Raw genomic sequence first — 24,504 nt, forward strand, 5'->3', positions numbered from 1 at the left:
TCCGGGGGTAGTTGTCATCTATCGTAAAACACGACGGCTCCCGGAGCGAATGCCGGGTCCAAATATTTGTCCAGCGGGCATTGAAGCAGCCTTACAATCCGTGCTTGTCCTCCCTCCAGCGGTTCAACCTGCATCAGCATTCCCTGAATGCTGACCTCCCGCAAGGGCTTTGAAAAGTGGATCGCCCCTTCAAAAACTTGTTCCATCGGAAGCACCGTATAGAAGGTCATTGTGTCAGCCCCCCCGGCAGCAATACATCCGTCCTTTGGGGATTATCCTTGGCAATCAGCCCATTCAGATGCGTCAGCGCCGCTCCGATGCCTCCAACCTCATCCATCAGTCCATATTTGACGGCATCATAGCCGCCTACAGCTGTGCCGATATCACGATTAAGCTCCCCTGTCTTAAACATTAAATCTTTAAATTGCTGTTCTGAAATACGTGAATGGGAAGTGACGAATCTGACCATCCTCTCCTGCATGCGCTCCATGTATTCAAAGGTCTGGGGCACTCCGATAACAAGGCCGTTCATGCGGATTGGATGAATCGTCATAGTCGCGCTCTCCGCAATGATGGAATAGCTGGAAGACACGGCAATCGGAACTCCGATGCTGTGGCCCCCGCCAATGACTACGGTCACCGTCGGTTTCGACAAGGACGCGATCATTTCTGCAATCGCCAGCCCTGCCTCCACATCACCGCCGACCGTATTCAGAATAATCAGCAGCCCTTTTATATTTTTGTTCTGTTCGGCAGCCACCAGCTGCGGAATAATATGTTCATATTTAGTCGTTTTGTTGTGCGGAGGGAGTACGAAATGCCCCTCGATCTGCCCAATAATCGTTATACAGAAAATATCGGGTTCTCCCGTTGGAACTACCGTCTGCCCCAGCTCCTTCAGAACCCCCACAGTACCCGGTGGGATTGGTTCACTCGTTACGGGCTTTATTTCTCCCGGAAGGATCTCTTCATTCTTGCCAGTATCAGTACCTGCTGTAAAGTCCATTGTGCGCAGTTCACCCTTTCCGCTTACAGCCCTAATCTGCTGCAGCCGTACTATCTTTCAATAGTATGACATTCCAGGGGACTCCCTTATGCAATGAACTTCTATAAAAAATCAGCCTGCTCCTCCTATCTTAATAGTTATCCGCAACGGCTCCCAGCACAGCACCGCGGATATAAGGCTGCCCTTTCAGAATCTTCAGACCTGCTGCGGAGCCAGTGACCACGACACCCAGAATACGGACATCTCCGGCTTCAGGTTCATTTTTGTCTTTTTTTAAGTATTGTTGGATCCGCTTGTATTCACTGTGGTAATTGTCCTTTAGTTTAAGCCCGCTCTTAATGTGCTCAAGAAAATCATCCGGTGACGCCTCATCCCGGTTAGGCCCGATCCCAAAACCATATACACCAGAGGAAGATGCCATGGGCTCTGGGTCTACCATCCCGCCATTTCCGTCTTCATGGGGCTCCAAATTGAACCATGAGGTTTCATCATACGTATCGACCCAATACCATACAGGTCTCGTTCCCTCAGGCAGCATCTTCTTCACTTCATCAAAGGAATAAGGCTTATCAAAAGATAAAGCCATCTCCATCAGTTCGTCAGGCTCCTTCTTCGTAAGCAAAGGAAGGTCGTTCAGGATTTTACCGTACTTTACTTGCGGAATATAATAAACCATCTCCCTCTGTCCGTTGTAGGGATTGTACTGCCTGTTGTATTCATAGCCCTCCACATTCATCTGCGGGTCAGTCCCACTAAGATGGGTTGTACCCCCATATGCTCCAGTAGCGAACGGAAACCACCACTCGTTGTAATTGAACCATTTTTCATTCCACGGAACAGGTACACCTTCAATGATTTTGTACGTATTCACTTCCATGACACCCGACAGAAATCCACGGTTGTCTCTAAATCCGGACGGAAATTCATTGGGGCTGCTGATCATCATATACATCCATTCGCTGTAGCGGGCCTCAGTCGATCTCCGCTCCACCAGCTGCGCAGCACCGAAGAAAATAGCGGTCAGCGTAAGAATACTAACAATCAGCGAAATGACAATGCTGCGGAACAGGCTTTTGCGTTTGGCTTTTTTCAGTGTATGTACCAGATTCTGATCCTCTTGTTCTTCCCATGGAGCAGTCATTCAGCCTCACCTCCGTAAATTTGTTGAAACTGCTGTCTGGCGCGGTATAGTGAAGCCTTTACCGTCCCTTCCGTTATGCCTAGAAGCGCCGCGATTTGTTTATAGGAGAATTCCATCTCATATTTCAGCAATATCAGCTGGCGGTTCGCCGGATTCAGCTTTCCAAGAACCTTTTCGATAAGCACTTTTTGCTCCTGCTGAAGCAACATTGATTCGGGCAGCTCATTTGCAGGTGCCTCAAGATCGATTTCCTCGGAATACTGGAACCGTGTTTGCCTTCGGCATAAATCATAGTAGCTGTTAATTGCCACCTTGTAGAGCCACGCGCTGATCTTATGTTCGTCAATCCCGTCAAGATACAGCAGTGCCTTGTATACAGTGTCCTGCACGATATCCTCCGCATCGGCGGTGCCAGCGCCCAAGCGGATTAAATACTTGCGGATTTCTGCCATTTTGGATTGAAGCTGCTGCTCCTTCAGTTTCGGGCCCATCTTGCACCTCCTTGGCTATATAACGATTGAAGGGCCTAAATGTTGTCTCTGCCATAAAATTATTTGGGCACGTCGGCATCGGAGCCGGACCTGCTATTCAAATTTTGCATAGACACCGGGGATAATGCTGCACAACACAAAGACCCCTCCTCCCCAAGAAACCGTCCAATATTTCCGGGGAGAAGGGGCCTTTGGCCCTGCATATTTATATTATAAGAAGCTAGTTGCTTCTTACACTTCCATAATGATCGGGAGGATCATCGGTCTGCGGCGTGTTTGCTCATAGAGGAAACGGCCGAGTGAATCTTTGACGCTTGTTTTGAGCGAAGCCCATTCATTGACCTTCTCGCTCATCAGGCGCTGCAGCGTACTGGAGACAATCCGGTTCGCTTCATCCAGAAGTCCTTCGGACTCGCGCACGTAGACAAAGCCGCGGGAGATAATATCCGGTCCGGATACGATTGCTCCGTTCTGCTTGCTCAGTGTCACTACGACAACAAGGATACCATCCTGGGACAGCAGCTTGCGGTCGCGCAGTACAATATTGCCGACATCGCCGACGCCAAGACCGTCAATCAGCACGTTGCCTGCAGTAACCTTGCCGGCTTTGCGGGCTGATCCGCCCTGAATTTCAACAATTTCGCCGATTTCGGTAATGAAAATGTTGCTTGGTTCCACTCCGACAGATTCTGCCAGAAGCGCATGTTTGCGCTGCATCCGGAATTCACCATGGATAGGAATAAAGTATTTAGGTTTCATCAGATTGAGCATCAGCTTCAGCTCTTCCTGGCTGCCGTGACCGGAGACGTGAACGCCGGAATTGGAACCGCTGTAAATCACGTTGGCGCCAAGACGGAACAATTCATCAATCGTACGGCCTACATATTTCTCGTTACCCGGTACCGGCGTTGCCGCAATGATAACAGTGTCGCCCGGCAGAATATCCACTTTGCGGTGGCTGGAGCGCGCCATGCGTGTAAGAGCTGACATCGGTTCGCCTTGGCTGCCTGTGCACAGCACAACTACACGGTTGCCGGCCATTCTATTCATTTCCTCTGGTTCAATCAGCATGCCGTCCGGCACATGCAGATAACCCAGCTCGGAAGCGATGGATACCACATTCACCATACTGCGGCCAATAACCGTAATCTTGCGGCCAGTGGATTCAGCGGCGTTAACCACCTGCTGAATACGGTGCACGTTGGAAGCAAAGGTTGCCACAACAACACGCTGTTCAGCCTTGCGGAAGATATCTTCCAGTACGATGCCGACATTCTTCTCCGAAGGCGTGAAGCCTGGCTTCTCTGCGTTTGTGCTGTCAGACATAAGCGCAAGTACGCCTTTCTGGCCGATTTCAGCCATACGGTGGAGATTAGCAAATTGACCATTGACTGGGGTGTGATCAAATTTGAAGTCACCTGTATGGACAACATTGCCTTCCGGTGTTTCGATGCATACTCCGACGGAGTCAGGAATACTGTGATTGGTTCTGAAGAAGGTTGCTTTCAATGAAGTTCCCAGTTCGATTTCCGAATCTTCGTTAATTAGAATCCGTTTCGTTTCTCCGAGCAGATTAGCTTCCTTAAGCTTGTTCTCCACAAGTCCAAGAGTAAGTCTTGTTCCATAAACCGGAACATTCAGGTTCTTAAGCACATAAGACAATCCGCCGATGTGATCCTCGTGTCCGTGGGTAAGCACAATACCTCTTACCTTGTCACGGTTTTCTGTCAGGTACGAAATGTCAGGTATTACAATATCAATACCGAGCATATCTTCCTCCGGGAACTTCAGACCGGCATCCACGACTACAATGTCGTTTCCGTATTGAACGACATACATGTTTTTCCCGATTTCTCCGACTCCGCCCAATGCGAATATCAGCAATTTATCGTTGTTGTTTTTTTTGGACAAATGAATCTAACCCTCCTATGATGTTGGACGTCATACTTTTTATTTGTAAACAATGAGCTTCATTATTTCAGCGGCGCTGAACACATTCTTCAAATTGCCGATAGTTTCCACGATGAACAAGAAATTCCGTAAGTCTGCATAATTACGCAAAGCGAAAAACCCCCGAATTCGGGCAGTGAGCACCTTCTTGAAGCGGACAAACACCGTCAAACTTCACCGCCGCGCCCCTCGCGCGTAAATCTGGCAGCAATTGCACAGACTTATACAAGGACCTATCCTGTCACACAATGTAAAATTACATTGACGGAAGATTACCGCATATTTAATTTTTGCCGCACCCAGTCACTTAAGAACATTATACATGATTTTTTTGGCAAAAGACAAGTCATCGGCTTCGTAAGCCTATTCTTTCCTTAAAGAACTTGCATTATTTGAGGAAAAGACAAGCAGAAACTTTGTTGCAATCCTTAACATTTGCGCTTATTTCACAACATTTCGACTGTTTGAGAATTAACCGCCAGCTTACAGTTTTAATACAAACACAAGAAGCTGTCTTCCCCACTCGGGAAGACAGCTTCTTGCTGCAATGCTTATTCAAGAGATTTGACCTTCTAATTCAGCAGCGCTTTAATGAACTCGGCCTCATCTTCGCTCGGTCCCACCAGTGGTAGACGCACGGATCCGACAGGAATACCCCGCAGTTCCAGTGCATACTTAACAGCCGAAGGATTCGGCAGCGGCTGCGGGCATTCAAACAACCCTTTGAACACAGGGAACAGTTGGCGGTGAAGCTCGCCGGCCCGGTGCACATTGCCGGAGATAAAGGCTTCGATCATTTCCGACATCTCAACTCCCACCACATGGCTGGCTACGCTAATAATGCCGTGACCGCCGACGGCAAGTGTTGCCAGTCCCGCAGAATCATCCCCTGAGTATACGTGGAAATCATCTGCACAAGCCGAAGCGATCAGAGTAATCTGATCGACTGAGGCACATTCCTTGGTCGCCACAATATTGGGGATTTCAGCAAGTCTTAATGTCGTCGCCACACTCATGCTTACGCTGGTACGGCTTGGAACATTGTAAAGAATACAGGGCAAGGTTGTTTCCGCAGCGATCGCCGAGAAGTGCCGGTACAGCCCCTCCTGGTTTGGCTTATTGTAATAAGGAACGACGAGAAGAACACCATCTACTCCGATTTTCTCCGCTTCCTTCGTAAGATGTATGGAATTCTTCGTGCTGTTACTGCCCGTTCCGGCAATGATTTTACAGCGTCCGTCCGCTTTCTCCAGAACGTAGGAAAAAAGCCGGAGCTTCTCCTCCTCGCTAAGTGTGGGCGATTCTCCGGTGGTACCACATACTACCAGCGCTTCGGATTTCTGCTCCTCAATCAAATAGTCAACAAGGCGTGAAGTTGCTTCCCAGTTGATTTCTCCATCCCCGTCAAAAGGGGTTACCATCGCGGTTATTAATCTTCCGAAATCCACTTTGAATTCCTCCTTGTCAGCGGTGCAATTCAAACTTGGCATGCAGTGCACGCAGCGACTGCACCATATCTTCCTTCTTCACCAGTACCCAGATTGTTGTATTGGAATCGGCAGACTGTAAAATCTGAATGTTCTGCGAGGTTAACGCCTCAACAATGCGCGCCATAATCCCCGGCACGCCGTTAATGCCTCCGCCGATTACCGAGACCTTGGCACAGCCGGACAAACTCTTGGGACGAAGTCCCAATTCTTGCAGCGCAGCGATAGCCTGCTCCGATTTGTCATCGTTCACAGTGTACAGAGCTTCCGAAGGCGTTACATTGATAAAGTCCACACTGATTTCATTGTCGGCCATACTTTTGAAGATTTGCAGCTGTACACCGGTACCGTTGCCGTCCGGACACTCCACAGAGATCTGTGTAATGTTGCTGACATAAGCAATCCCCGTAACATAACGGTCCACTACCCCGTGTGAAACATCGCTGAATCCTTCAGGATGGGTGACAAGCGTACCTTCGGCTTCCGAGAACGTTGAGCGCACACGTACAGGAATCTGGGCCTGCATGGCAATTTCCACCGCACGGGGATGTATAACTTTAGCCCCTTGATAGGCCATGTTGCAGATTTCTGTATAGCTGACATAGGTCAGTTGCTTCGCATCCTCGACAATCCGCGGATCGGCTGTAAGAATCCCGTCCACATCGGTGTAAATATCGACCATATCCGCACGGAGTGCTGCACCAAGCGCTGTTGCCGAGGTATCGCTTCCCCCGCGTCCAAGGGTCGTAAAATCACCGGCTTCGGTCTGACCCTGAAACCCGGTTACTATAACTACTTTATGCTCTCGCAATTCCCGTAGAATGCGTTCGGTCTGCACATCAAGAATTCTTGCGTTGCCGTAGTTGTTGTCGGTAAGGAAGCCAGCCTGTGCGCCTGTAAGCACCGTAGAGCGGATGCCCTCCTGCTCCAGCAGACCACACAGTGTAGTGGCGGAGATTATTTCTCCGCAGCACATCAAGAGATCTTTCTCCCGGTCCGGCAGGGAATTCCCGTTCTGCACTGCCCAGTCAAGCAGCGTGTCGGTTGCGTAAGGCTCCCCTTTGCGTCCCATAGCGGAGACGACAATAACCAGATCAAAGCCGCTGGCCATCTCCCGTTTGACGTGGCGGATGACATGCTCCCTCGCTGCCGGTGTGGACAATGAGGTTCCGCCGAACTTTTGCACCAAAATACCCATTTATAATTCCTCCATTACTTCTCTAAGCAAGCATGCGTTATATGCACTGAAGAACTGTTTCTATCCAAGGAACGGCTCATGTGCGCAAGATCTTTACTTTGAAATGCTGAATATTGGTCAAACCTTCCTCTTAGCAGATTGAAGCGGATTGAAAGTAATAATATAACCTACTCATTTATAAGCCAATTCATTTATTGTCCGCTGTGCGCAATGTCTCGTCAGATATCGACTGCACCAACGCATTAGCCATAATCATCCCTGCGCTTTTTGGGGCAACTATTCCAGGCAGACCTGGCGCCAGCAACGCCTTGAGTCCATGCTTCTCCGCATAGCGGAAATCGCATCCGCCCGGAGCGGAGGCCAGATCGATAATTACACAGTGCTTCTGAAGACGTGAAAGCACCTGCGCGGTTATAATCATGCCCGGGACGGTATTAAAGATGAGATCAGCCTCCGGCACATGCAGCAGCAGTTCTCCGGTCATAAATGGCTTCCAGCCCATCTCTTCCGCACGTGCGTAATGCTCTTGCCTCCTGACGCCTATTTTCACACTGGCACCGAGTCCCTGCAATACCTTTGCCATTGTAAATCCGGTTCTGCCCATGCCTAGCACCATCGAAGAGGAGCCGTGAATTGTAAAATCGGTATTCTGGATAGCCATAACCAGTGCACCCTCTGCTGTTGGGATGGAGTTGTAAATCGCCACATCGTCCCGGTTCAGCAGTTCCACGAGCTTAATCGAATGTCTGGCGCACAGGTTGCGCAAATAACTTTTGGCTACACCGGCATACACTGTGCAGTCCGGCGGCAGCGCCGCGATATGTTCGTCAAGCAGCTGTAGGCGATCCGAGGAAAATACGGCGTTAATATTTCCTTCCTCGTCACATCCCACCGTAGGCAGAACCAGCACATCCGCGCTGCTGAGCAGTCCGGCCGAAAGCTGAATCATGTTCACTTCAGGACTTGGAGTTTCCCACTTATCAAACCCGGCGGCGCTTACCGTCGCATCCATCTCTACGCATTTACGAATGACCTCCAGCTGTCTTGCGTCCCCGCCCAGGAACACGATCCTGATGCCAGTAAACATAAGGATGACGCTCCTTTCTAATTGCACGGGACCTGCCCAAATCAAGTAATGACAATAGACGCGGCCAGGTCCAACCTTTGGAATGCTAAAAAAGAGCTGAACCGCCCTCAGAATGAGGGCGGCAAAAGTGAAGCCTATGTTCGAGCATGATTACTGTATCGAAACATGCTAATTATGCTGAATGAAACCGTTCGATAATCATCGGCTGCAGCTGATTGCCCTGCAAAGCTGCGTAGCAGGCCTCGGGTATGAGATCCATACGCGCTACAAGCGAGTTGGGCTTGCCTACAGGATTATCCTGGCCGAACGGCACAAAATAAATATGTTTGGCTACCAAAAGCTTTGCAATATTCGCCGCATTCAGGCCAAGGCCGTCATTCGTGGAGATGGCCAGCACTAGCGGCCGACCGTTACGCATCTGGGACTTTGCTGCCATCAGTACGGGGCTGTCTGTCATGGCGTTGGCCAATTTGCTCGTCGTATTCCCCGTGCAAGGGGCGATCGTCAGAACGTCCAGCAGCTTGGAAGGACCCAGCGGTTCCGCTTCAACAATTGTAGAAATGATATCATTCCCTGTTATATCTTTCAACTGTTTTAACCAATTTTCCGATGTGCCGAAGCGGGTATCCGTGTTCAGCACCGATGCGGAAACAATCGGCACCACATTTGCACCGTCGTCCATAAAGCGCTGAATCTGCGGCATCACTTCGGCAAACGTGCAATGTGAACCGGTAATTGCATAACCTACTGTTTTACCATGCCAATCCATTTATTCGTCCCCCCTGATTGAAGTCTCGTCAGATATCGACTGTACCAGCGCACTACCCATAATAATTCCGGCGCTCTTGGGGGCAACGATCCCGGGCAATCCCGGAGCCAGCATCGCTTTAATCCCGCGCTTCTCCGCATAGCGGAAATCACATCCGCCCGGTGCGGAGGCCAAATCAATAATTACGCAGTGCCTCTGAAGCCGGGATAGTACCTGCGCGGTAATAATCATGCTTGGGATGGTATTGAAGATAAGATCAACATCCGGCACATGAAGCAGCAGCTCACCTGTCATAAAAGGTTTCCAGCCCATCTCTTCCGCCCGCGCATAATGCTCCTGTCTTCTTACCCCCACCTTTACGCTGGAGCCGAGCCCTTGAAGCGCCCGAGCCATCGTAAACCCGGTTCTTCCCATCCCGAGTACCATCGACGTGGAACCATGAATAGTAAAATCGGTATTCTGAATGGCCATAACCAGCGCGCCTTCTGCTGTAGGGATGGAGTTGTATATCGCCACATCGTCCCGGTTCAGCAGTTCCACCAGCTTTAGTGAATGTCTGGCGCACAGACTGCGCAAATAGCTTTTGGCCATACCGGTATACACCGTGGATCGGGACGGCATCGCAGCGATGTGCTCATCCAGCAGCTGCAGACGGTGAGAGGAGAACAGCGCATTGATATTCCCTTCATCATCACAACCAACGGTTGGCAGTACCAGCACATCCGCATTGCCTAAGAGCTCTGCCGACAGCTCTTCCAGGTTCACCCCCGGGCTAGGGGATTCCCACTTATCGAATCCGGCAGCACTTACCGTCGCATCCATTTCCACACATTTCCGAATCACTTCAATCTGTCTCGCGTCCCCGCCCAGGAACACGATCCTGATGCCAGTAAGCATAGGGATGACGCTCCTTTCCACATACACTATCGACTATAAAGCATCTTATGCCGGGGGGCGCCCATGGGTGAAGAGCAGAGAAGAAATACAGGAGAAACTGATACATGGCTTGACTCAATTTAAGGTCAATGCAACAAAAAAAAGCCTGCGGAGAAGGCCTTTACAGGCTACATCCGCAAGCTCCAGGTATGAGTAAAACAATAATTCCGTCTGCTATTTGCCAGTATGGCCAAAGCCTCCGGCGCCGCGTTGTGTCTCGGACAGCTCGTCCACTTCCACCATGGTCACAGACGGCACGGCCTGGAACACCATTTGGGCAATCCGCTCATTGCGTGCGATGGCAAACGGCTCCTGACCCAGGTTTATCAATAAAACTTTAATTTCACCGCGGTAATCGGCATCAATCGTCCCCGGGGTATTCAGGCAGGTAATGCCGTGCTTTAGAGCAAGGCCGCTGCGCGGACGGATCTGCGCCTCCAGCCCGTCCGGCATCGCCAGTGAGATTCCCGTAGGGATCAGGGCGCGCTCGCCCGGAGCAAGCACAACCTCACCGTCCACAGACGCATACAGGTCATAGCCGGAAGCCTGTTCCGACATTTTGCGGGGCAGCAGCACATCCTCGTTGCCGGGCAGTTTGTTAATTTGAACGTAATAAGACAAGATCATCTCTCCTAACATTGGCAATAGCTTTATCAGAGGAGCCGACCATCGCTAATGCGAGGGGCTCAGCAAACATGTGGTCCAGTAATCGATTGATATCATCCATGGTGACGAGTCCGATTTTGGTGATCATATCGTCAAGAGTATCATGCCGTCCAAGCATCAGCTCATTTTTGCCAATCCGGTTCATCCGGCTGCTGGTGCTCTCCAAGCTGAGGATCAGGCTGCCCTTGAGCTGCTCTTTACCTTTTCTCAGCTCATCTTCGCTCAGACCGTTAACGGCAAGATCATGCATCATTTCCTTAATCAGTTCCGTCACCTCTTTGGTCTGTTTCGGCGCAGTGCCGGCATAGACGGTGAACAGGCCGCTGTCTGCCTGGGAGCTGTGATAGGAGTAGACGGAATAGGCTAACCCGCGTTTTTCGCGAATCTCTTGGAACATTCTGGAGCTCATCCCGCCGCCGATGGCATTATTCAGCAGCACCATGGCATATTGAAGCGGTCCGCCGCTTTCTACGCCCGGGAGGGAGAGGCAAATATGGTTTTGCTCCGTCTTTTTGCGGTGAAACAGCAATTCGCCATGGAAATCAGGAGCTGTCAAAGGCGCAGATTCACCATGGTTATCGAAAGATCCGAAATGGGCCTCCAACAGTTCAACCAGTCCGTCATTGATATTGCCTGCTACGCTGATTACCGTATTCTCAATGGTATACTGCTGTTTCATATACGCGTGGAGATCATCGGCCGTCATGTCTGCCAGCCGTTCCTTCAAGCCCAGAATGGAATAAGCCAGCGGATGCTCGCCGTACGCCGCAGCACACATCAGATCATGAACCAGATCATCTGGCGTATCCTCGCACATGGCGATTTCCTCCAGGATGACATTTTTCTCCTTGGCCAGCTCTTCGGCATCAATCCGCGAGCGGAAGAACATATCGGACAGCACATCCACGGCGATCGGCAGATGCTCATCCAATACTTTTGCATAATAACATGTATATTCCTTCGAGGTAAATGCGTTAACGTTGCCGCCAATCGCATCAAACTGCTCGGCAATATCTTTGGCACTGAACCGGTCGGTGCCTTTAAAAAGCATATGCTCGATAAAATGGGAAATCCCGTTATTCAGCGGGTTCTCATTGCGGGAGCCATTCTTGACCCAGATTCCAAAGGAAACGGAGCGTCCGGTAGGAATTTTCTCCGTAACCACCCGCAGGCCGTTCGATAATACTATTTTTTCCACTTCTACGTCCTCCTGGCATAGCCCTGTATCTATCTTTGTATTTGTTACGCGCGACTCTTATCCTACCAGAAATTAACCGCTCACTCAACTTCTGAAGGGGCCAGCCGCTCCGCTGACAGTGTTTCACTGACCGTACCCAGCTGAAGACCTTTAGCTTTAATCCCCCGGATCATGCCTCTCAGCGCTTTGGAAGAGGAAGCCGTCGGATGCATCAATATCAATGTACCCGGCTCGGACTGGCTGCTGATTTTGGCGACAACGGATTCTGGAGAAGGGTTGCGCCAATCGACGGTATCCAGTGTCCACAGCACTGTTTTCAGCCCCAATGAGGCGGCGATATCCACTGTTTCCTGATCAAAATCACCGGACGGAGGCGCAAACCAGGTATTGGTTACTCCAAGACTTTCTTTCAGCAGACTCTTCGTTTTCTCAATCTCGGCGGTCGCCCGGGCCCGGCTTAAAGTGCTCATATTGGGATGGGTATACGCGTGATTCTCCATCTCATGCCCTCGCTTCAGCATTTCGGCCGCAAGCTCCCGGTTATGACTAAGCCAGCTTCCATCCAGAAAAAAGGTCACCTTTACCTTTTCCTCATCCAAAATGTTAAGCATCGGTATAATGAATTGATTGCCCCATGCTACATTGATCATCAGCGAGACCATCGGCTTGGCGGGATTGCCCCGGTAAATCGGTTGAGCACCCAGATCATTCAGTGACACCTTCGGCGGGATTTGCCGGTACACCCATTTCAGACCCTCTCCCGGCCCCTGCAGCAGTGTATTGCGGTACGTAGCCTCTACATCAACCTGAAGGCCATTATAACCCGGAATTGCCTTCCACACCCGGTCCACAGCAGCATCCACCGGTGCAGCATTCAGCTTGGCCGCTTTGCTCTCAATCAAAGAACGCAGCTCCTGGTCACGCTCTTTCGGAATATTACTCCACACAGCCAGTCCATCCTGCGGCTTAAGCTCGGCCAGCATTTCCTTCACCGGTCCGTATGTACTGCCAAGACCGATTACCACAGCAATACAGGCAAGCACAAGCGCTGCTTTTTCCGTCTTCATGACGCCTTTCCTCCCCGGCAGAAACGTCTCACGCTCGTCCCGCACAGGGTGCAAGGACGCTTTGTCCCAGCCTATGTAGGTTTGGAGAAGAATATGCATACAGCTCGCACTTGAAGCAAATTAAAATAACCCCACAAAGTGGGGCCCGGTCTGCAAAGATAATCCAAAAACATCGTTATATCAAGTGGAAACGGCTTCGCCGTCCTTAAAAGGAAGGTATCCGTTTCAGCGAGAAATATAAGGATAATTTATAGCATGAAGCCTATAAATTCTTATATTTTTAAAAAAGAGCCAGAATGCATACGCTTCTGTCTCTTCTCAATTATACAATTGACGCTTTTGCCAAAAGGGTGAGTCCGGCTTACGCCTTTGCTCCGCTTTCCGAAGTCAATACCGCTTTGCGCGATAGATTCACACGGCCCTGCTGGTCAATTTCGGTAACTTTTACAGTGATGGTGTCGCCGATGGCAACTACATCTTCCACCTTGGCTACGCGCTCAGTGGAGAGCTGGGAAATATGCACCAATCCGTCTTTACCCGGAATCAGTTCAACAAATGCGCCGAACTTCTCGATGCGTCTAACGGTACCCACATAAATTTCGCCGACCTGCACTTCACGCACAATGCCTTCGATAATGCCGCGGGCTTTCTGAATCATTTCTTCGTCCGAAGATCCGATAAAGACACGGCCATCCTGTTCGATGTCGATCTTCACGCCGGTTTCTTCAATGATTTTATTGATAATCTTACCACCTGCACCGATAACATCACGGATCTTGTCCGGATTGATGTTGATGATAATGATCTTAGGAGCGTATTTGGACAAGCTTGGTCTAGGCTCGGAGATAGCTTCCATCATTTTGCCCAAGATGAACATACGTCCTTCTTTAGCCTGCTGCAAAGCATCCTGCAGGATTTTACGGTCGATGCCGTCGATTTTGATATCCATCTGGATCGCCGTTACACCTTCAGCCGTACCTGCTACCTTGAAGTCCATATCGCCAAGATGATCTTCCATTCCTTGGATGTCCGTCAAGATCGAAACATGCTCTCCATCTTTAATCAGACCCATCGCTACTCCCGCTACAGGGGCTTTGATCGGCACACCCGCATCCATCATTGCCAAAATGCTGGCGCAGATACTTGCCTGGGAAGTAGATCCGTTGGATTCAATCGCTTCAGATACCAAACGGATAGTGTACGGGAATTCGGTTTCACTAGGAATGACTTTGGACAACGCGCGTTCTCCAAGGGCTCCGTGGCCGATCTCGCGACGTCCCGGTGCTCTAAGCGGACGTGCCTCCCCTACGCTGAACGGAGGGAAATTGTAGTGATGCATAAACCGTTTAGTTTCTGCCGGATCAATACCGTCAAGAATCTGTACATCACCCAGTGCACCCAGTGTACATACGCTAAGAATTTGTGTCTGTCCACGAGTGAACAGTCCGGATCCGTGCGTACGCGGAAGCAGAGAAGTATCGCATTCAATCGGACGGATTTCATCCAGCTTGCGGCCATCCGGGCGAACCTTATCATGTGTAATCAAACGTCTGACTTCATCCTTCACGATATCATGCAGGACTTCCTTCACATCTTTAAGAAGTTCAGGTGTCTCTATGTATTTCTCTACGAAATACTCCACCGTTTCATTGTTGACCAAGTCGATGGCATCCTGACGGGCATGCTTCTCAGCAATTTTCACGGCATCTACCAGACGGCTTTCCGCATAAGCGCGAACCTCTGTGTTGACATCAGCGTTAACCGCATGCAGCTTCACAGCCATCTTCTCTTTGCCGGCAACTGCTACCAGCTGCTCAATTGTTGCTACGATCTTGCGGACTTCATCATGACCGAACATGATGGCTTCCAGCATTACATCTTCCGGCACTTCATTGGCTTCCGCTTCCACCATCATGATGGCGTCTTTAGTTCCCGCTACCACCACGTAGATGTCACTTGCCGCCTGCTGTGCAACGTCAGGATTAATGATGAATTGACCGTCAATGCGGCCGACAGCCACACCGCCGATAGGACCATTGAAAGGAACATCGGAAATACTGAGTGCTGCGGAAGTACCGATCATAGCAGCAATATCCGGCGCACAATCCTGATCCACGCTCATAACCATATTCAATACTTGCACGTCATTGCGGAATCCTTCCGGAAACAGCGGACGAATCGGACGGTCAGTCAGACGGCTGGACAAAATAGCCTTCTCACTCGGTCTGCCTTCGCGTTTAATAAATCCGCCCGGGATTTTACCCACTGCGTATAATCTTTCTTCATAGTTAACCGTAAGCGGGAAAAAATCCAGATCTTTAGGTTCGCTTGACGCTGTAACCGTACACAATACAGCAGTATCTCCGTAACGAACCATTACGGCTGCGTTCGCTTGTTTGGCCAGACGGCCTGTTTCCAGCACAAGGCGTCTTCCGCCAAGCTGCATTTCTACACGTTGTTCCATAAAATCCCTCCTTGAATGGTAGTAGACCCGCTGTACATTATCGCAGGTTCAATGATTGTCATTGGTGAAACGGATGTCTTGATCACTTTGGGGTCAAGGGCCGGTTCTCTATGTTTTATACAAGCAAAAACGGCTTGTCCTCCATAAGAGGTAAAATAGCCGTTTTTGCGAATAAGTTAAGCTAGCCTAATTGTAAAAGTTTTCCCTAAATTTTCAAAAAGCAACCCGGCTGTCCCGCTGTCGCTCCGAGAAGGACATACGGTATACAACCAGGCTGCTTTAAGGGTAATCTTATGGAAAATTAACGACGCAATCCCAGTTTTTCGATCAGGGCGCTGTAACGTCTGATGTCTTTGTTCTTCAAATACGCCAGCAGTTTACGACGTTGTCCAACCATCTTCAGCAATCCGCGACGGGAATGATGATCCTTCTTGTGCGTACGCAAGTGGTCAGTCAAATTAACGATGTTCTCCGTAAGGATAGCAACTTGCACCTCAGGGGATCCAGTATCGGATTCATGAGTTTTGTGCTCGTCGATCAATTGGTGTTTACGTTCTTGAGTCAATGCCATCCTGTTCACCTCCTTCATTATAATCGCCAGTAGCCTCGTCACCGTCGGTGAGAACGAGCAACCAAGCTATGGTTATGATGCTGTTTTTCCAGCAACGTTAATCAGTATAGCATTATCGGAAAGAAAAGTAAACGGCTTGTCCCGTGCAGATTAAGAATGATAGCCCAGCAGCTCTTTGGCCGTTTCGGCATCAGCAGCAATCTGTGAAATCAGGGCATCAATCGACTCAAACTTACGCTCAGGCCGGATAAAGGAGACCAGTTCTACCTTAAGTTCCTCTTCATAGATGTCTCCTGCAAAATCAAACAGATGCACCTCAAAGCTCGGGGCAATCATCCCCTCATGGAACGTAGGCTTCACGCCGACATTCATTACGCCGTACAGGACGTCTTCCTTATAAAAGACCCGCACTGCATACACCCCTTTAGCCGGGATGACATAACGGTCTTCCAGCTGAAGATTTGCAGTCGGAAAACCAATTGTGCGGCCTCTCTTCTCCCCGTGCCCTACAACTCCGCGCAGATGATAGCAGCGCCCAAACCATGCGTTGGCCAGGGTTAGGTCTCCGTTCTGAAGGCTCTTCCGAATGCCGGAGCTGCTTACCTTCTCTCCTTCAAGCAGAAAAGGAGGCACCGTCTCCACATTCATCACACCGTACCCCAGCTCACGGAGCATATCGGCATCCCCTTCGCCCATGTAGCCAAAGCGGAAATCGAAGCCGATAACTGCAGTTACAATGTGCAGCGGCAGCAGCATTACAGAGACAAAATCCTGCGGGCTAACCCGGGACAGCTGCTCATTAAATTCAATTATATACAAAATATCGACCCCCATGCCGGCAAGCAGTTCCTGCTTGTCCTTCGCCGGGGTCAAATATCCATCATAGTCACCTTTGCCCATTACATCCTTGGGATGAGGATGAAAGGTCATGACTGCTGCCGGTACGCCTTGTTTACGGGCCAGAGCTACAGCGGAAGTAATGACGCTGGCATGTCCGCGGTGCAGTCCGTCAAACTGGCCCAGGGCAGTCACTTGCGGCTGCGCCCACTGCGCTGCGGTCTCCGCTGGCATTGGATAACTTAAGGTTACGGTTCTCACGCTGTTTCTCACCTACAATTCACTAATAAAATTAATATTATGCTTGTGCGAATACCTTTACAGGGGCTATAGCTCCTGTGTCATCCAATTCATAAATGCCCAGGAACTCTCCCTGTAGATCATACAGCCGAAAATGTCCGGCCTGCTTTACTTCAGGCGCTACGTAACGTGTTGAAAGGCGCTGCCCCTGCAGGGCGGCCTTCCTCTTCTCATCCATTACCGAATGCCGGGACAGATGGGAAATCGCTTCATCCGCCGCGATCAGATGTTCATCGAGTGTGCCTGCTTCTTTATGCTCGGCAATTTGCTCAAGGGTTAGACAGTGACTGGCGGATATCCCTGCGGACATCGTCCGTTCCAGCTTGACCATCACACCGGGCACTCCTAGCGCCCGGCCGATATCTACGCAAAGCGTACGGATGTATGTACCCTTGGAACACAGCACACGGAAGGTAATATCAGGATAATTGCCGCTGTACACCATATCCGTCATCTCAATTTCGTAAATCTCCACATCACGGCTCTTGCGTTCTACAGTCTTGCCTTCTCTAGCCAGCTCATAGAGGCGTTTGCCTTCCACTTTCACCGCCGAGTACATCGGGGGAACCTGAGAGATTACTCCTTTAAAGGAGTTCAGTACCGCCAGAACTTCTTCCTCGGTAACTTTCACTTCATCCACAGTTTCCGTGATGGTTCCGGTTAAGTCTTCGGTATCGCTTGCCATACCTAGTCTCAGTGTGGCCACATATTCCTTAGGCAGCTCCTGAATATACTCCACAACCCGGGTTGCCCTACCAAGACAAAGCGGCAATACGCCTGTCACTTGAGGATCCAGAGTTCCGGTATGTCCGATGCGCTTCATGCCAAGAATCCGCCGGGCTTTGGCTACAACATCATGTGAAGTGTACCCTGCAGGCTTAAAAACAGCCAAAACACCTGTCAGCTCACTCATAAAAGACGTCTGACCTCCTCCAGCACCCGTGGTATTGCCTGCTCCAGCGTACCCTCAACCCGGGCACCTGCTGCGCGGGTATGTCCGCCGCCTCCGAAGACTTGAGCCAGCGCCGCGACATCGACCTTGCCGGCCGAACGCAGGCTGACCTTCACAGCAGTCTCATCGATGACCTTGAACAGCATGCCGACCTCCACACCGCGGATATTACGCGGATAATTAACAATGCCTTCAAGATCCTCATTGGCGGCATTACATTCGAGCATATCCTGTGGTGTTACATAAACCCAGGCAACATCGCCCTGCGGAGTTAATTGCAAAGTATTCAGTGCCCGGTTCAGCACCTTCACCTGAGCTAATGTCATTTCCTCCAGCAACGTCTCCGCCAGCTCGGGACCGTTAACTCCCAGTGCCAGCAGCTCAGAGACAGCCGCCATCACTTTAGGTGAGGTATTGGTGTAGCGGAAGCCGCCGGTATCGGTCAGCAATCCTGTATAGATTGCTGTAGCAATATCTATATCCCATTCCACCTCAAACGTCTTCAGCAGGTCGAACAAAATTTCCGCAGTCGCAGCAGCATCCGGCTTAATCAACGTAACGAATCCGTAACCGTTATTGGTGGGATGATGATCAATGTTTGCGATAAGGGCATCCTGAGCAAAAAAGCGCTGGGTCAGCCCCACACGCTGAAAATCTGCACAATCGACGCAAATGACATTACTGTACTTCCGGGGCAAATCACCTTCCCCCAGATTGACAATCTCATCGGCATGCCATAAGTATTCCATCCGTTTGGGAATCGGGCCTTCATTCAGCATAGTATATTTTTTGCCCAGACATGAGAGAAGCCAGCCCACCGCGAGGGTGGAGCTGACTGCATCTCCGTCCGGCTGAACATGCGACACTACAAGATAATCGTCGTGTTCCAGCAGAAACTTACGGGTCTGCTGGAGACTTTGTTCATAGCTCTGCATTCGCCGTCTCCTTTATGTTTCCTAACTTTCTTCGTTCTTGCCGATCTCGCCGAGCAGCTTCTCAATATGACTTCCGTAAGCAACGGATTCGTCCATCTTGAAGATCAGCTCAGGCGTGTGGCGCAGGCGGATCGCCTTGCCAAGTTCGGAGCGGAGAAAGCCATTGGCTTTCTCAATCGCTTTTAGCGAATCGCTCTTCTGCTCTTCGTCTCCGAACACGCTCAGGTATACCTTGGCCTGCGAGAGATCGTTCGTTACATCTACGCCGGTTACTGTTACGAACCCGATGCGCGGGTCCTTCAGTCCGCTTTGGATAAGCTGGCTCAGCTCTTTCTTGATCTGTTCGCCAACCCGTCCCGCTCTGATTTTAGACATCTATATTCACCTCTTCGCTTAGCGCTCTACCGTTTCCATAATGAACGCTTCGATAATGTCGCCCTCTTGGACGTCATTATAGCGTTCCAAAGTTATGCCGCATTCATAACCCTGCGCCACTTCTTTGGCATCATCTTTGAAACGTTTTAAGGTGTCGATCTTGCCTTGGAAGACAACAATACCGCTGCGGATCAAGCGCATTTCGGCATTGCGGGCAATTTTGCCGGAAGTAACCATACAACCTGCAATGGTACCCACTTTGCTGATTTTGAAGACGTTGCGCACTTCTGCATGACCGATAACGTTCTCTTTATAGATCGGATCAAGCATCCCTTTCATCGCACTTTCAATTTCCTCAATTACGTTGTAGATGATGTTGTGCAGACGAACATCCACTTTTTCTTGCTCGGCAGCCGCTTTCGTCTGGGCATCCGGACGAACATTGAAGCCGATAACAATAGCATTGGATGCAGCAGCGAGTGTAATGTCAGATTCCGTAATGGCACCTGCACCGCTGTGAATGATCTTCACACGTACACCTTCGACTTCGATCTTGGCCAAAGAGCCTTTCAGCGCTTCAACCGATCCCTGCACGTCTGCTTTAATGATTACGTTCAGGTCTTTGATCTCGCCATCCTTGATGTGCTTGAACAGGTCATCCAAGGTTACACGGGTATTCGTGTTCAGCTCGGATTGGCGCTGGGTTGTAGAACGTCTGTCCGCGATAGCACGGGCTTTACGCTCATCTTCAAAGGCCATAAACGGATCGCCTGCCTGAGGCACCTCAGTCAAACCGGTAATTTCCACTGGTGTGGAAGGACCTGCTTCCTTGATCTTGCGTCCTTTGTCATTAACCATGGCGCGTACGCGTCCGAAGCAGTTACCTGCTACAAAGGCGTCCCCGACTTTCAGCGTACCGTTCTGCACGAGAATACGGGCAACCGGTCCACGGTTCTTGTCAAGCTCAGCTTCGATTACAGTACCGCGTGCCCGTTTGTCCGGGTTAGCCTTGTACTCATTCACTTCAGCAACGAGCAGGATCATTTCCAGCAGTTCTTCCAGGTTGATGCGCTGTTTGGCGGACAGGTTAACGAAGATGGTATCCCCGCCCCACTCTTCCGGAACCAGCTCATAGCTTGTAAGCTCCTGCTTTACCTTATCAGGGTCTGCACCCGGCTTGTCGATTTTGTTGACTGCAACGATAATCGGAAGACCTGCAGCTTTTGCATGGTTGATGGCTTCAACCGTCTGAGGCATTACACCGTCATCGGCAGCTACAACGATAATCGTCATATCTGTTACTTGGGCACCACGAGCACGCATCGCGGTAAACGCTTCGTGACCCGGTGTATCCAGGAATGTGATTTTCTTGTGGTTGATTTCAACTTGATAAGCACCGATATGCTGAGTAATTCCGCCAGCTTCGCCGCCAGTTACGTTCGTGGAACGAATGGCATCAAGCAGTGTTGTTTTACCATGGTCAACGTGACCCATGATCGTTACTACCGGAGGACGAGCCTGAAGATCCTCTTCGGAGTCGTTCTCTTCAACAGTCTCGAAGCTGTCTTCATCCACTGGAATCTTCACTTCTACTTCTACGCCGAACTCACCGGCCAGCAGCAGAATGGTGTCAATATCAAGTTCCTGGTTGATGGTTGCCATAACACCCATCGAGATCAGCTTCTTGATCACTTCAGAAGCATCCTTGTGAAGCAGCTTGGCAGTTTCACCAACGGTCATGCTGCCGCGTACGATAATTTTCTTCGGTGTGTTGTCAATCTTCTCGCGGCGTTCCATTGACTGGTTTCTGCCACGGTTGTTCTTGCCGCCACGGCCGCGGTAGTTGCCGCCTTTGCCGTCTTCAAAGCGCTTTTGGCCGCTGTTGTTGTTAGGTCTGCCGCCTGTAGTGTTTCTCTTAGCGCCTCTGTCACCGCCACCGCCACGGGAGAAGTCTCCGCCGGTGCCGCCGCCTTGAGCTTGCGGACGGTTATCGCCAGTGCGTGGTGCACCGCCTTGAGCTTGCGGACGGCTGCCAGTGGAGCCGCCTTGCGGACGGTTGCCGCCAGTGGAGCCGCCTTGCGGACGGTTGCCGCCGGTCGAGCTGCCTTGCGGACGGCTGCCGCCGGTCGAGCTGCCTTGCGGGCGGCTGCCGCCGGTCGAGCTGCCCTGCGGGCGGCTGCCACCGGTCGAGCTGCCTTGCGGACGGCTGCCGCCGGTCGAGCTGCCTTGCGGGCGGCTGCCGCTAGTGGAGCTGCCCTGCGGGCGGCTGCCAGTGGAGCTGCCCTGAGGGCGGCTGCCAGTGGAGCTGCCCTGCGGGCGGGAATTTTGAGTGGAGCCTGTTGTTGTTCTGCGGGAATCTTGTCCGCTTTGGGGCCTTGGGGACGTCGTCGATTGGTTGTTGTTTTGGTTACTGTTCATACCTACCTGCTTTTCCGGTTGATTTTTGTTGGCATTCTGAGCACTTTGAGGTTCGGCTGTTACCGAGCCGGTAGTTACCGGCCGGCTGCTGGTGCCGGGATCCCGCTTGGCTGCAGCGTTTGACTTAATATCCTTGAAGAACTGTTCTACTTTGGTCACAGAGCCATTCTCCATGACACTCATATGATTATTCACAGGGACATCCAAACGCTTCAGAATTGTAATAATTTCTTTACTGCTCATGTTCAGAGACTTCGCGTATTCATACACGCGCAGTTTATCTTTATTGTCTTCTTTAGTCAATAACTCCACCTCCGACAGTATCTCCGAGTTGCTTGGAGATCATTTCCGCGAATCCTTTATCCGTAACGGCCAGCACAACGCGCTGGTCTTTACCAATACTTGCACCGAGTTCATCCCGGTGAAATGCGATTACTAGTGGAATATCGTAGGTTCCGCATTTATCACGGAACTTTTTTTGGGTATTATCTGAAGCGTCACCCGCCAGAACGACCAGCTTCGCCTCTGAAGACCGTACCGCTTTAAGCACGGCCTCATCGCCGGTGACAATCTTGCCTGCTCTCATCGCAAGCCCTAAATAAGAAAGTGCCTTACTCATCGTCCTCACTATCCTTTGCTGCCAAAAATTGCTCCTCCACGGATGCAAAATCCCGGGCAAGCTGGGCATAGATTTCAGGACTCACTTGACATTTTAACGCGCGGTCAAGTGCTCTATTCTTTTGTGCCAGTTTAAAGCATTCAAGCTTGCCGCAGATATAAGCGCCCCGGCCTGACTTTTTGCCTGTCAGGTCGATCAGCACTTCACCCTCGGGCGTTCTAACCACGCGAATCAGCTCTTTCTTGGGCATCATCTCCTGGCTGGCAACGCACTTGCGCAGCGGCACCTTTCTTTGCTTCATCATAAACGCCTCCCCTCTAGTGAGCAGGTTAATTAATCAATGGAGACGGAATCCTGATGCATTTCATCGCTTACCGTTTTAGGTCTGCCGTATTCCTGCTCTGCCTGGGTCTCGCTCTTGATATCAATTTTCCAGCCGGTCAGTTTGGCAGCAAGACGGGCATTCTGCCCCTTGATGCCGATCGCCAGTGACAATTGATAATCAGGCACGATGACACGGGCCATTTTTTCCGCTTCAAAGACTTGAACTTCAAGCACTTTGGACGGGCTGAGCGCGTTGGCCACATATTCCTGTACAGCCTCAGAATAACGGACAATGTCAATTTTCTCGCCGCGCAGCTCTGTGACGATGGTCTGCACGCGTGTGCCTCTTGGGCCTACGCAGGAGCCAACCGGATCCACTTCGGAATTGCGTGAGAAAACGGCAATTTTCGAACGGAAGCCTGCTTCGCGGGCCACAGAACGAATTTCAACCACGCCGTCAAAAATTTCCGGAACCTCCAGCTCGAATAGACGCTTCAACAATCCGGGATGACTGCGGGACAACATAATCTGCGGCCCTTTGGTCGTATTCTCCACCTTGGTGATATAAGCCTTGATGCGCTCGCTTTGCTTGAACTTTTCTCCAGGCATCAGCTCGCTGAGCGGCAGAACCGCTTCGATTTTGCCAAGGTCAACATAGATGTTGCGCATATCCTGGCGCTGTACAAGCCCGGTAACGATATCATCTTCCTTGTCGATAAAAGCGTTATAGATAAGTCCGCGCTCCGCTTCACGAATACGCTGGGTGACTACCTGCTTGGCAGTCTGGGCAGCAATACGGCCGAAATCGCGCGGCGTTACTTCAAGCTCAGCGATATCTTCAAGCTGGAAGTGCGGGTTAATTTCCCGTGCAGCCGGCAGTGAGATTTCGGTCCGGGTATCCAGAACCTCTTCAACAATCAGCTTGCGGGCAAATACCTTAATTACGCCAGTGTTGCGGTTCATGTCCACACGCACGTTTTGCGCCGCATTAAAATTGCGTTTATAGCTGGAGATCAGCGCAGCTTCGATGGCTTCAAACAGCACATCCTTGCTGATGCCTTTCTCCCTCTCCAGTTCATTCATAGCTTCGATAAAATCCATACTCATGAAAATCCGGTCCCCCTTTCAAGACGTTAAAAAATAATGGCCAATCTCGCGCTGGCGACTTTGGCATACGGTACTACATGTTCTTTTTTGCCCGCGGAGATGAGCAGTTCCTCGTTCTCGAATGAGAGCAAACGACCTTCGAATTCTTTGAGTCCCTGAATCGGCTCATAAACTGTCACATACACGTCCTTGCCTACCGCTTTGGCAACATCTGCCGCTTTCTTAAGCGGGCGCTCAGCACCCGGCGAGGAAACCTCAAGGAAATAAGCCTCGGGTATAGGATCATTCTCGTCCAGCTTTGAGCTGAAATATTCGCTGATGGCACCGCAGTCGTCAATATCTATGCCGCCTTCTTTATCTACGAATATGCGCAAAAACCAGTTGGAGCCTTCCTTCACGTATTCAACGTCCACCAGTTCGAAACCATTGTCCTCGAGATAGGACCCGAGCATCTGCTCTACCGTTTGTTTAATTTTGGATTTGGGTGTGCTCAAAAGAAATTAACCTCCACGAACTTGTCTTTTGCTATATACCAAAGATAAAGAGTGGGTTTCCCCACTCTTTACACAACGGACTTATCTCATTATTACCAAAAAAATTATACCA

General features: G+C 50.6%; 23 protein-coding genes and 1 pseudogene. All 24 read right to left on the minus strand.

From position 1 onward, the window contains the following. Window positions 1–14: 14 nt before the first annotated feature. The gene (locus MHI45_RS04210) at window positions 15–230 is read right to left on the minus strand and encodes a YlzJ-like family protein (protein WP_076110071.1); all 216 of its coding nucleotides are present in this window, start codon (window positions 228–230) and stop codon (window positions 15–17) included. After that, entirely contained in the window at window positions 227–1,006 is a 780-nt protein-coding gene (locus MHI45_RS04215; protein WP_076110072.1) for a ClpP family protease, read from the minus strand. Before MHI45_RS04215 ends, MHI45_RS04210 begins: the two co-directional genes overlap by 4 nt. 130 nt (window positions 1,007–1,136) lie before the next feature. Next, entirely contained in the window at window positions 1,137–2,147 is a 1,011-nt protein-coding gene (locus MHI45_RS04220) for an anti sigma factor C-terminal domain-containing protein (RefSeq protein WP_076110073.1), read from the minus strand. Further along, on the minus strand, window positions 2,144–2,638 hold the full coding sequence (locus MHI45_RS04225) for an RNA polymerase sigma factor (protein WP_038593373.1): 495 nt from the start codon (window positions 2,636–2,638) through the stop codon (window positions 2,144–2,146). The genes MHI45_RS04220 and MHI45_RS04225 overlap by 4 nt, the downstream gene beginning before the upstream one ends. A 231-nt stretch (window positions 2,639–2,869) precedes the next feature. Beyond that, window positions 2,870–4,549, minus strand: a complete 1,680-nt coding sequence (locus tag MHI45_RS04230; RefSeq protein WP_038593375.1) for a ribonuclease J — start codon at window positions 4,547–4,549, stop codon at window positions 2,870–2,872. A 611-nt stretch (window positions 4,550–5,160) separates the two neighbouring features. Beyond that, window positions 5,161–6,036 (minus strand): 4-hydroxy-tetrahydrodipicolinate synthase, encoded by an 876-nt coding sequence (gene dapA, locus MHI45_RS04235; RefSeq protein ID WP_076110074.1) that lies wholly within the window; start codon window positions 6,034–6,036, stop codon window positions 5,161–5,163. Window positions 6,037–6,052: 16 nt separating this feature from the next. Then, window positions 6,053–7,273, minus strand: coding sequence for an aspartate kinase (gene dapG / locus MHI45_RS04240; RefSeq protein ID WP_038593379.1), 1,221 nt, complete (start codon window positions 7,271–7,273; stop codon window positions 6,053–6,055). A 187-nt stretch (window positions 7,274–7,460) separates the two neighbouring features. After that, a complete protein-coding gene (gene dpsA / locus MHI45_RS04245; RefSeq protein ID WP_076110075.1) occupies window positions 7,461–8,360 on the minus strand; it encodes a dipicolinate synthase subunit DpsA in 900 nt (299 codons plus the stop codon). Window positions 8,361–8,532: 172 nt separating this feature from the next. Continuing rightward, complete coding sequence (locus tag MHI45_RS04250) at window positions 8,533–9,129, minus strand: dipicolinate synthase subunit B (protein ID WP_038593383.1); 597 nt, start codon at window positions 9,127–9,129, stop codon at window positions 8,533–8,535. Continuing rightward, window positions 9,130–10,026, minus strand: coding sequence for a dipicolinate synthase subunit DpsA (gene dpsA / locus MHI45_RS04255; RefSeq protein WP_038593387.1), 897 nt, complete (start codon window positions 10,024–10,026; stop codon window positions 9,130–9,132). 213 nt (window positions 10,027–10,239) lie between these two features. After that, window positions 10,240–10,686 carry a dUTP diphosphatase gene (gene dut / locus MHI45_RS04260; RefSeq protein ID WP_179091716.1) on the minus strand — a complete coding sequence of 149 codons (447 nt, stop codon included), beginning with the start codon at window positions 10,684–10,686 and terminating at the stop codon, window positions 10,240–10,242. After that, a complete protein-coding gene (locus MHI45_RS04265; protein ID WP_076110077.1) occupies window positions 10,664–11,929 on the minus strand; it encodes a M16 family metallopeptidase in 1,266 nt (421 codons plus the stop codon). The genes dut and MHI45_RS04265 overlap by 23 nt, the downstream gene beginning before the upstream one ends. Before the next feature lie 80 nt (window positions 11,930–12,009). After that, complete coding sequence (locus MHI45_RS04270) at window positions 12,010–12,996, minus strand: polysaccharide deacetylase family protein (protein WP_076110078.1); 987 nt, start codon at window positions 12,994–12,996, stop codon at window positions 12,010–12,012. 361 nt (window positions 12,997–13,357) lie between these two features. Continuing rightward, window positions 13,358–15,460, minus strand: a complete 2,103-nt coding sequence (gene pnp / locus MHI45_RS04275) for a polyribonucleotide nucleotidyltransferase (protein WP_038593399.1) — start codon at window positions 15,458–15,460, stop codon at window positions 13,358–13,360. Between the two features lie 301 nt (window positions 15,461–15,761). Continuing rightward, a complete protein-coding gene (rpsO, locus tag MHI45_RS04280) occupies window positions 15,762–16,031 on the minus strand; it encodes a 30S ribosomal protein S15 (RefSeq protein WP_019910460.1) in 270 nt (89 codons plus the stop codon). Between the two features lie 150 nt (window positions 16,032–16,181). Next, window positions 16,182–17,129, minus strand: coding sequence for a bifunctional riboflavin kinase/FAD synthetase (locus MHI45_RS04285; protein ID WP_076110079.1), 948 nt, complete (start codon window positions 17,127–17,129; stop codon window positions 16,182–16,184). A 37-nt stretch (window positions 17,130–17,166) separates the two neighbouring features. After that, window positions 17,167–18,081 carry a tRNA pseudouridine(55) synthase TruB gene (truB, locus tag MHI45_RS04290; protein WP_076110080.1) on the minus strand — a complete coding sequence of 305 codons (915 nt, stop codon included), beginning with the start codon at window positions 18,079–18,081 and terminating at the stop codon, window positions 17,167–17,169. Next, the gene (locus MHI45_RS04295) at window positions 18,078–19,055 is read right to left on the minus strand and encodes a DHH family phosphoesterase (protein WP_076110081.1); all 978 of its coding nucleotides are present in this window, start codon (window positions 19,053–19,055) and stop codon (window positions 18,078–18,080) included. Before MHI45_RS04295 ends, truB begins: the two co-directional genes overlap by 4 nt. Window positions 19,056–19,076: 21 nt before the next feature. Next, complete coding sequence (rbfA, locus tag MHI45_RS04300; RefSeq protein ID WP_076110082.1) at window positions 19,077–19,430, minus strand: 30S ribosome-binding factor RbfA; 354 nt, start codon at window positions 19,428–19,430, stop codon at window positions 19,077–19,079. Window positions 19,431–19,448: 18 nt separating this feature from the next. After that, window positions 19,449–22,151 carry a translation initiation factor IF-2 gene (gene infB / locus MHI45_RS04305; protein WP_076110083.1) on the minus strand — a complete coding sequence of 901 codons (2,703 nt, stop codon included), beginning with the start codon at window positions 22,149–22,151 and terminating at the stop codon, window positions 19,449–19,451. Beyond that, window positions 22,149–22,467: pseudogene (locus MHI45_RS04310) on the minus strand (YlxQ family RNA-binding protein); the annotation flags it as partial. The pseudogene MHI45_RS04310 and the gene infB, both read right to left, overlap by 3 nt. Next, the gene (rnpM, locus tag MHI45_RS04315) at window positions 22,460–22,768 is read right to left on the minus strand and encodes an RNase P modulator RnpM (protein WP_076110084.1); all 309 of its coding nucleotides are present in this window, start codon (window positions 22,766–22,768) and stop codon (window positions 22,460–22,462) included. The gene rnpM and the pseudogene MHI45_RS04310, both read right to left, overlap by 8 nt. Window positions 22,769–22,800: 32 nt before the next feature. Then, window positions 22,801–23,898, minus strand: a complete 1,098-nt coding sequence (gene nusA, locus MHI45_RS04320) for a transcription termination factor NusA (RefSeq protein ID WP_076110085.1) — start codon at window positions 23,896–23,898, stop codon at window positions 22,801–22,803. Between the two features lie 26 nt (window positions 23,899–23,924). Further along, entirely contained in the window at window positions 23,925–24,392 is a 468-nt protein-coding gene (rimP, locus tag MHI45_RS04325) for a ribosome maturation factor RimP (RefSeq protein WP_038593427.1), read from the minus strand. Window positions 24,393–24,504: the final 112 nt, after the last annotated feature.

Source organism: Paenibacillus sp. FSL H3-0321 (assembly GCF_038002865.1).
GTDB lineage: Bacteria > Bacillota > Bacilli > Paenibacillales > Paenibacillaceae > Paenibacillus_AQ.

Bases quoted from the DNA above. Each gene is read 5' to 3' on its own strand.
- rbfA (WP_076110082.1), bottom strand. From the start codon at position 19,430: ATGTCTAAAATCAGAGCGGGACGGGTTGGCGAACAGATCAAGAAAGAG.
- dpsA (WP_038593387.1), bottom strand. From the start codon at position 10,026: ATGCTTACTGGCATCAGGATCGTGTTCCTGGGCGGGGACGCGAGACAG.
- MHI45_RS04250 (WP_038593383.1), bottom strand. From the start codon at position 9,129: ATGGATTGGCATGGTAAAACAGTAGGTTATGCAATTACCGGTTCACAT.
- nusA (WP_076110085.1), bottom strand. From the start codon at position 23,898: ATGAGTATGGATTTTATCGAAGCTATGAATGAACTGGAGAGGGAGAAA.
- MHI45_RS04210 (WP_076110071.1), bottom strand. From the start codon at position 230: ATGACCTTCTATACGGTGCTTCCGATGGAACAAGTTTTTGAAGGGGCG.
- dpsA (WP_076110075.1), bottom strand. From the start codon at position 8,360: ATGTTTACTGGCATCAGGATCGTGTTCCTGGGCGGGGACGCAAGACAG.
- MHI45_RS04270 (WP_076110078.1), bottom strand. From the start codon at position 12,996: ATGAAGACGGAAAAAGCAGCGCTTGTGCTTGCCTGTATTGCTGTGGTA.
- MHI45_RS04225 (WP_038593373.1), bottom strand. From the start codon at position 2,638: ATGGGCCCGAAACTGAAGGAGCAGCAGCTTCAATCCAAAATGGCAGAA.
- MHI45_RS04295 (WP_076110081.1), bottom strand. From the start codon at position 19,055: ATGCAGAGCTATGAACAAAGTCTCCAGCAGACCCGTAAGTTTCTGCTG.
- rnpM (WP_076110084.1), bottom strand. From the start codon at position 22,768: ATGAAGCAAAGAAAGGTGCCGCTGCGCAAGTGCGTTGCCAGCCAGGAG.
- pnp (WP_038593399.1), bottom strand. From the start codon at position 15,460: ATGGAACAACGTGTAGAAATGCAGCTTGGCGGAAGACGCCTTGTGCTG.
- dapG (WP_038593379.1), bottom strand. From the start codon at position 7,273: ATGGGTATTTTGGTGCAAAAGTTCGGCGGAACCTCATTGTCCACACCG.
- truB (WP_076110080.1), bottom strand. From the start codon at position 18,081: ATGAGTGAGCTGACAGGTGTTTTGGCTGTTTTTAAGCCTGCAGGGTAC.
- rpsO (WP_019910460.1), bottom strand. From the start codon at position 16,031: ATGGCATTGACTCAAGAACGTAAACACCAATTGATCGACGAGCACAAA.
- MHI45_RS04215 (WP_076110072.1), bottom strand. From the start codon at position 1,006: ATGGACTTTACAGCAGGTACTGATACTGGCAAGAATGAAGAGATCCTT.
- MHI45_RS04220 (WP_076110073.1), bottom strand. From the start codon at position 2,147: ATGACTGCTCCATGGGAAGAACAAGAGGATCAGAATCTGGTACATACA.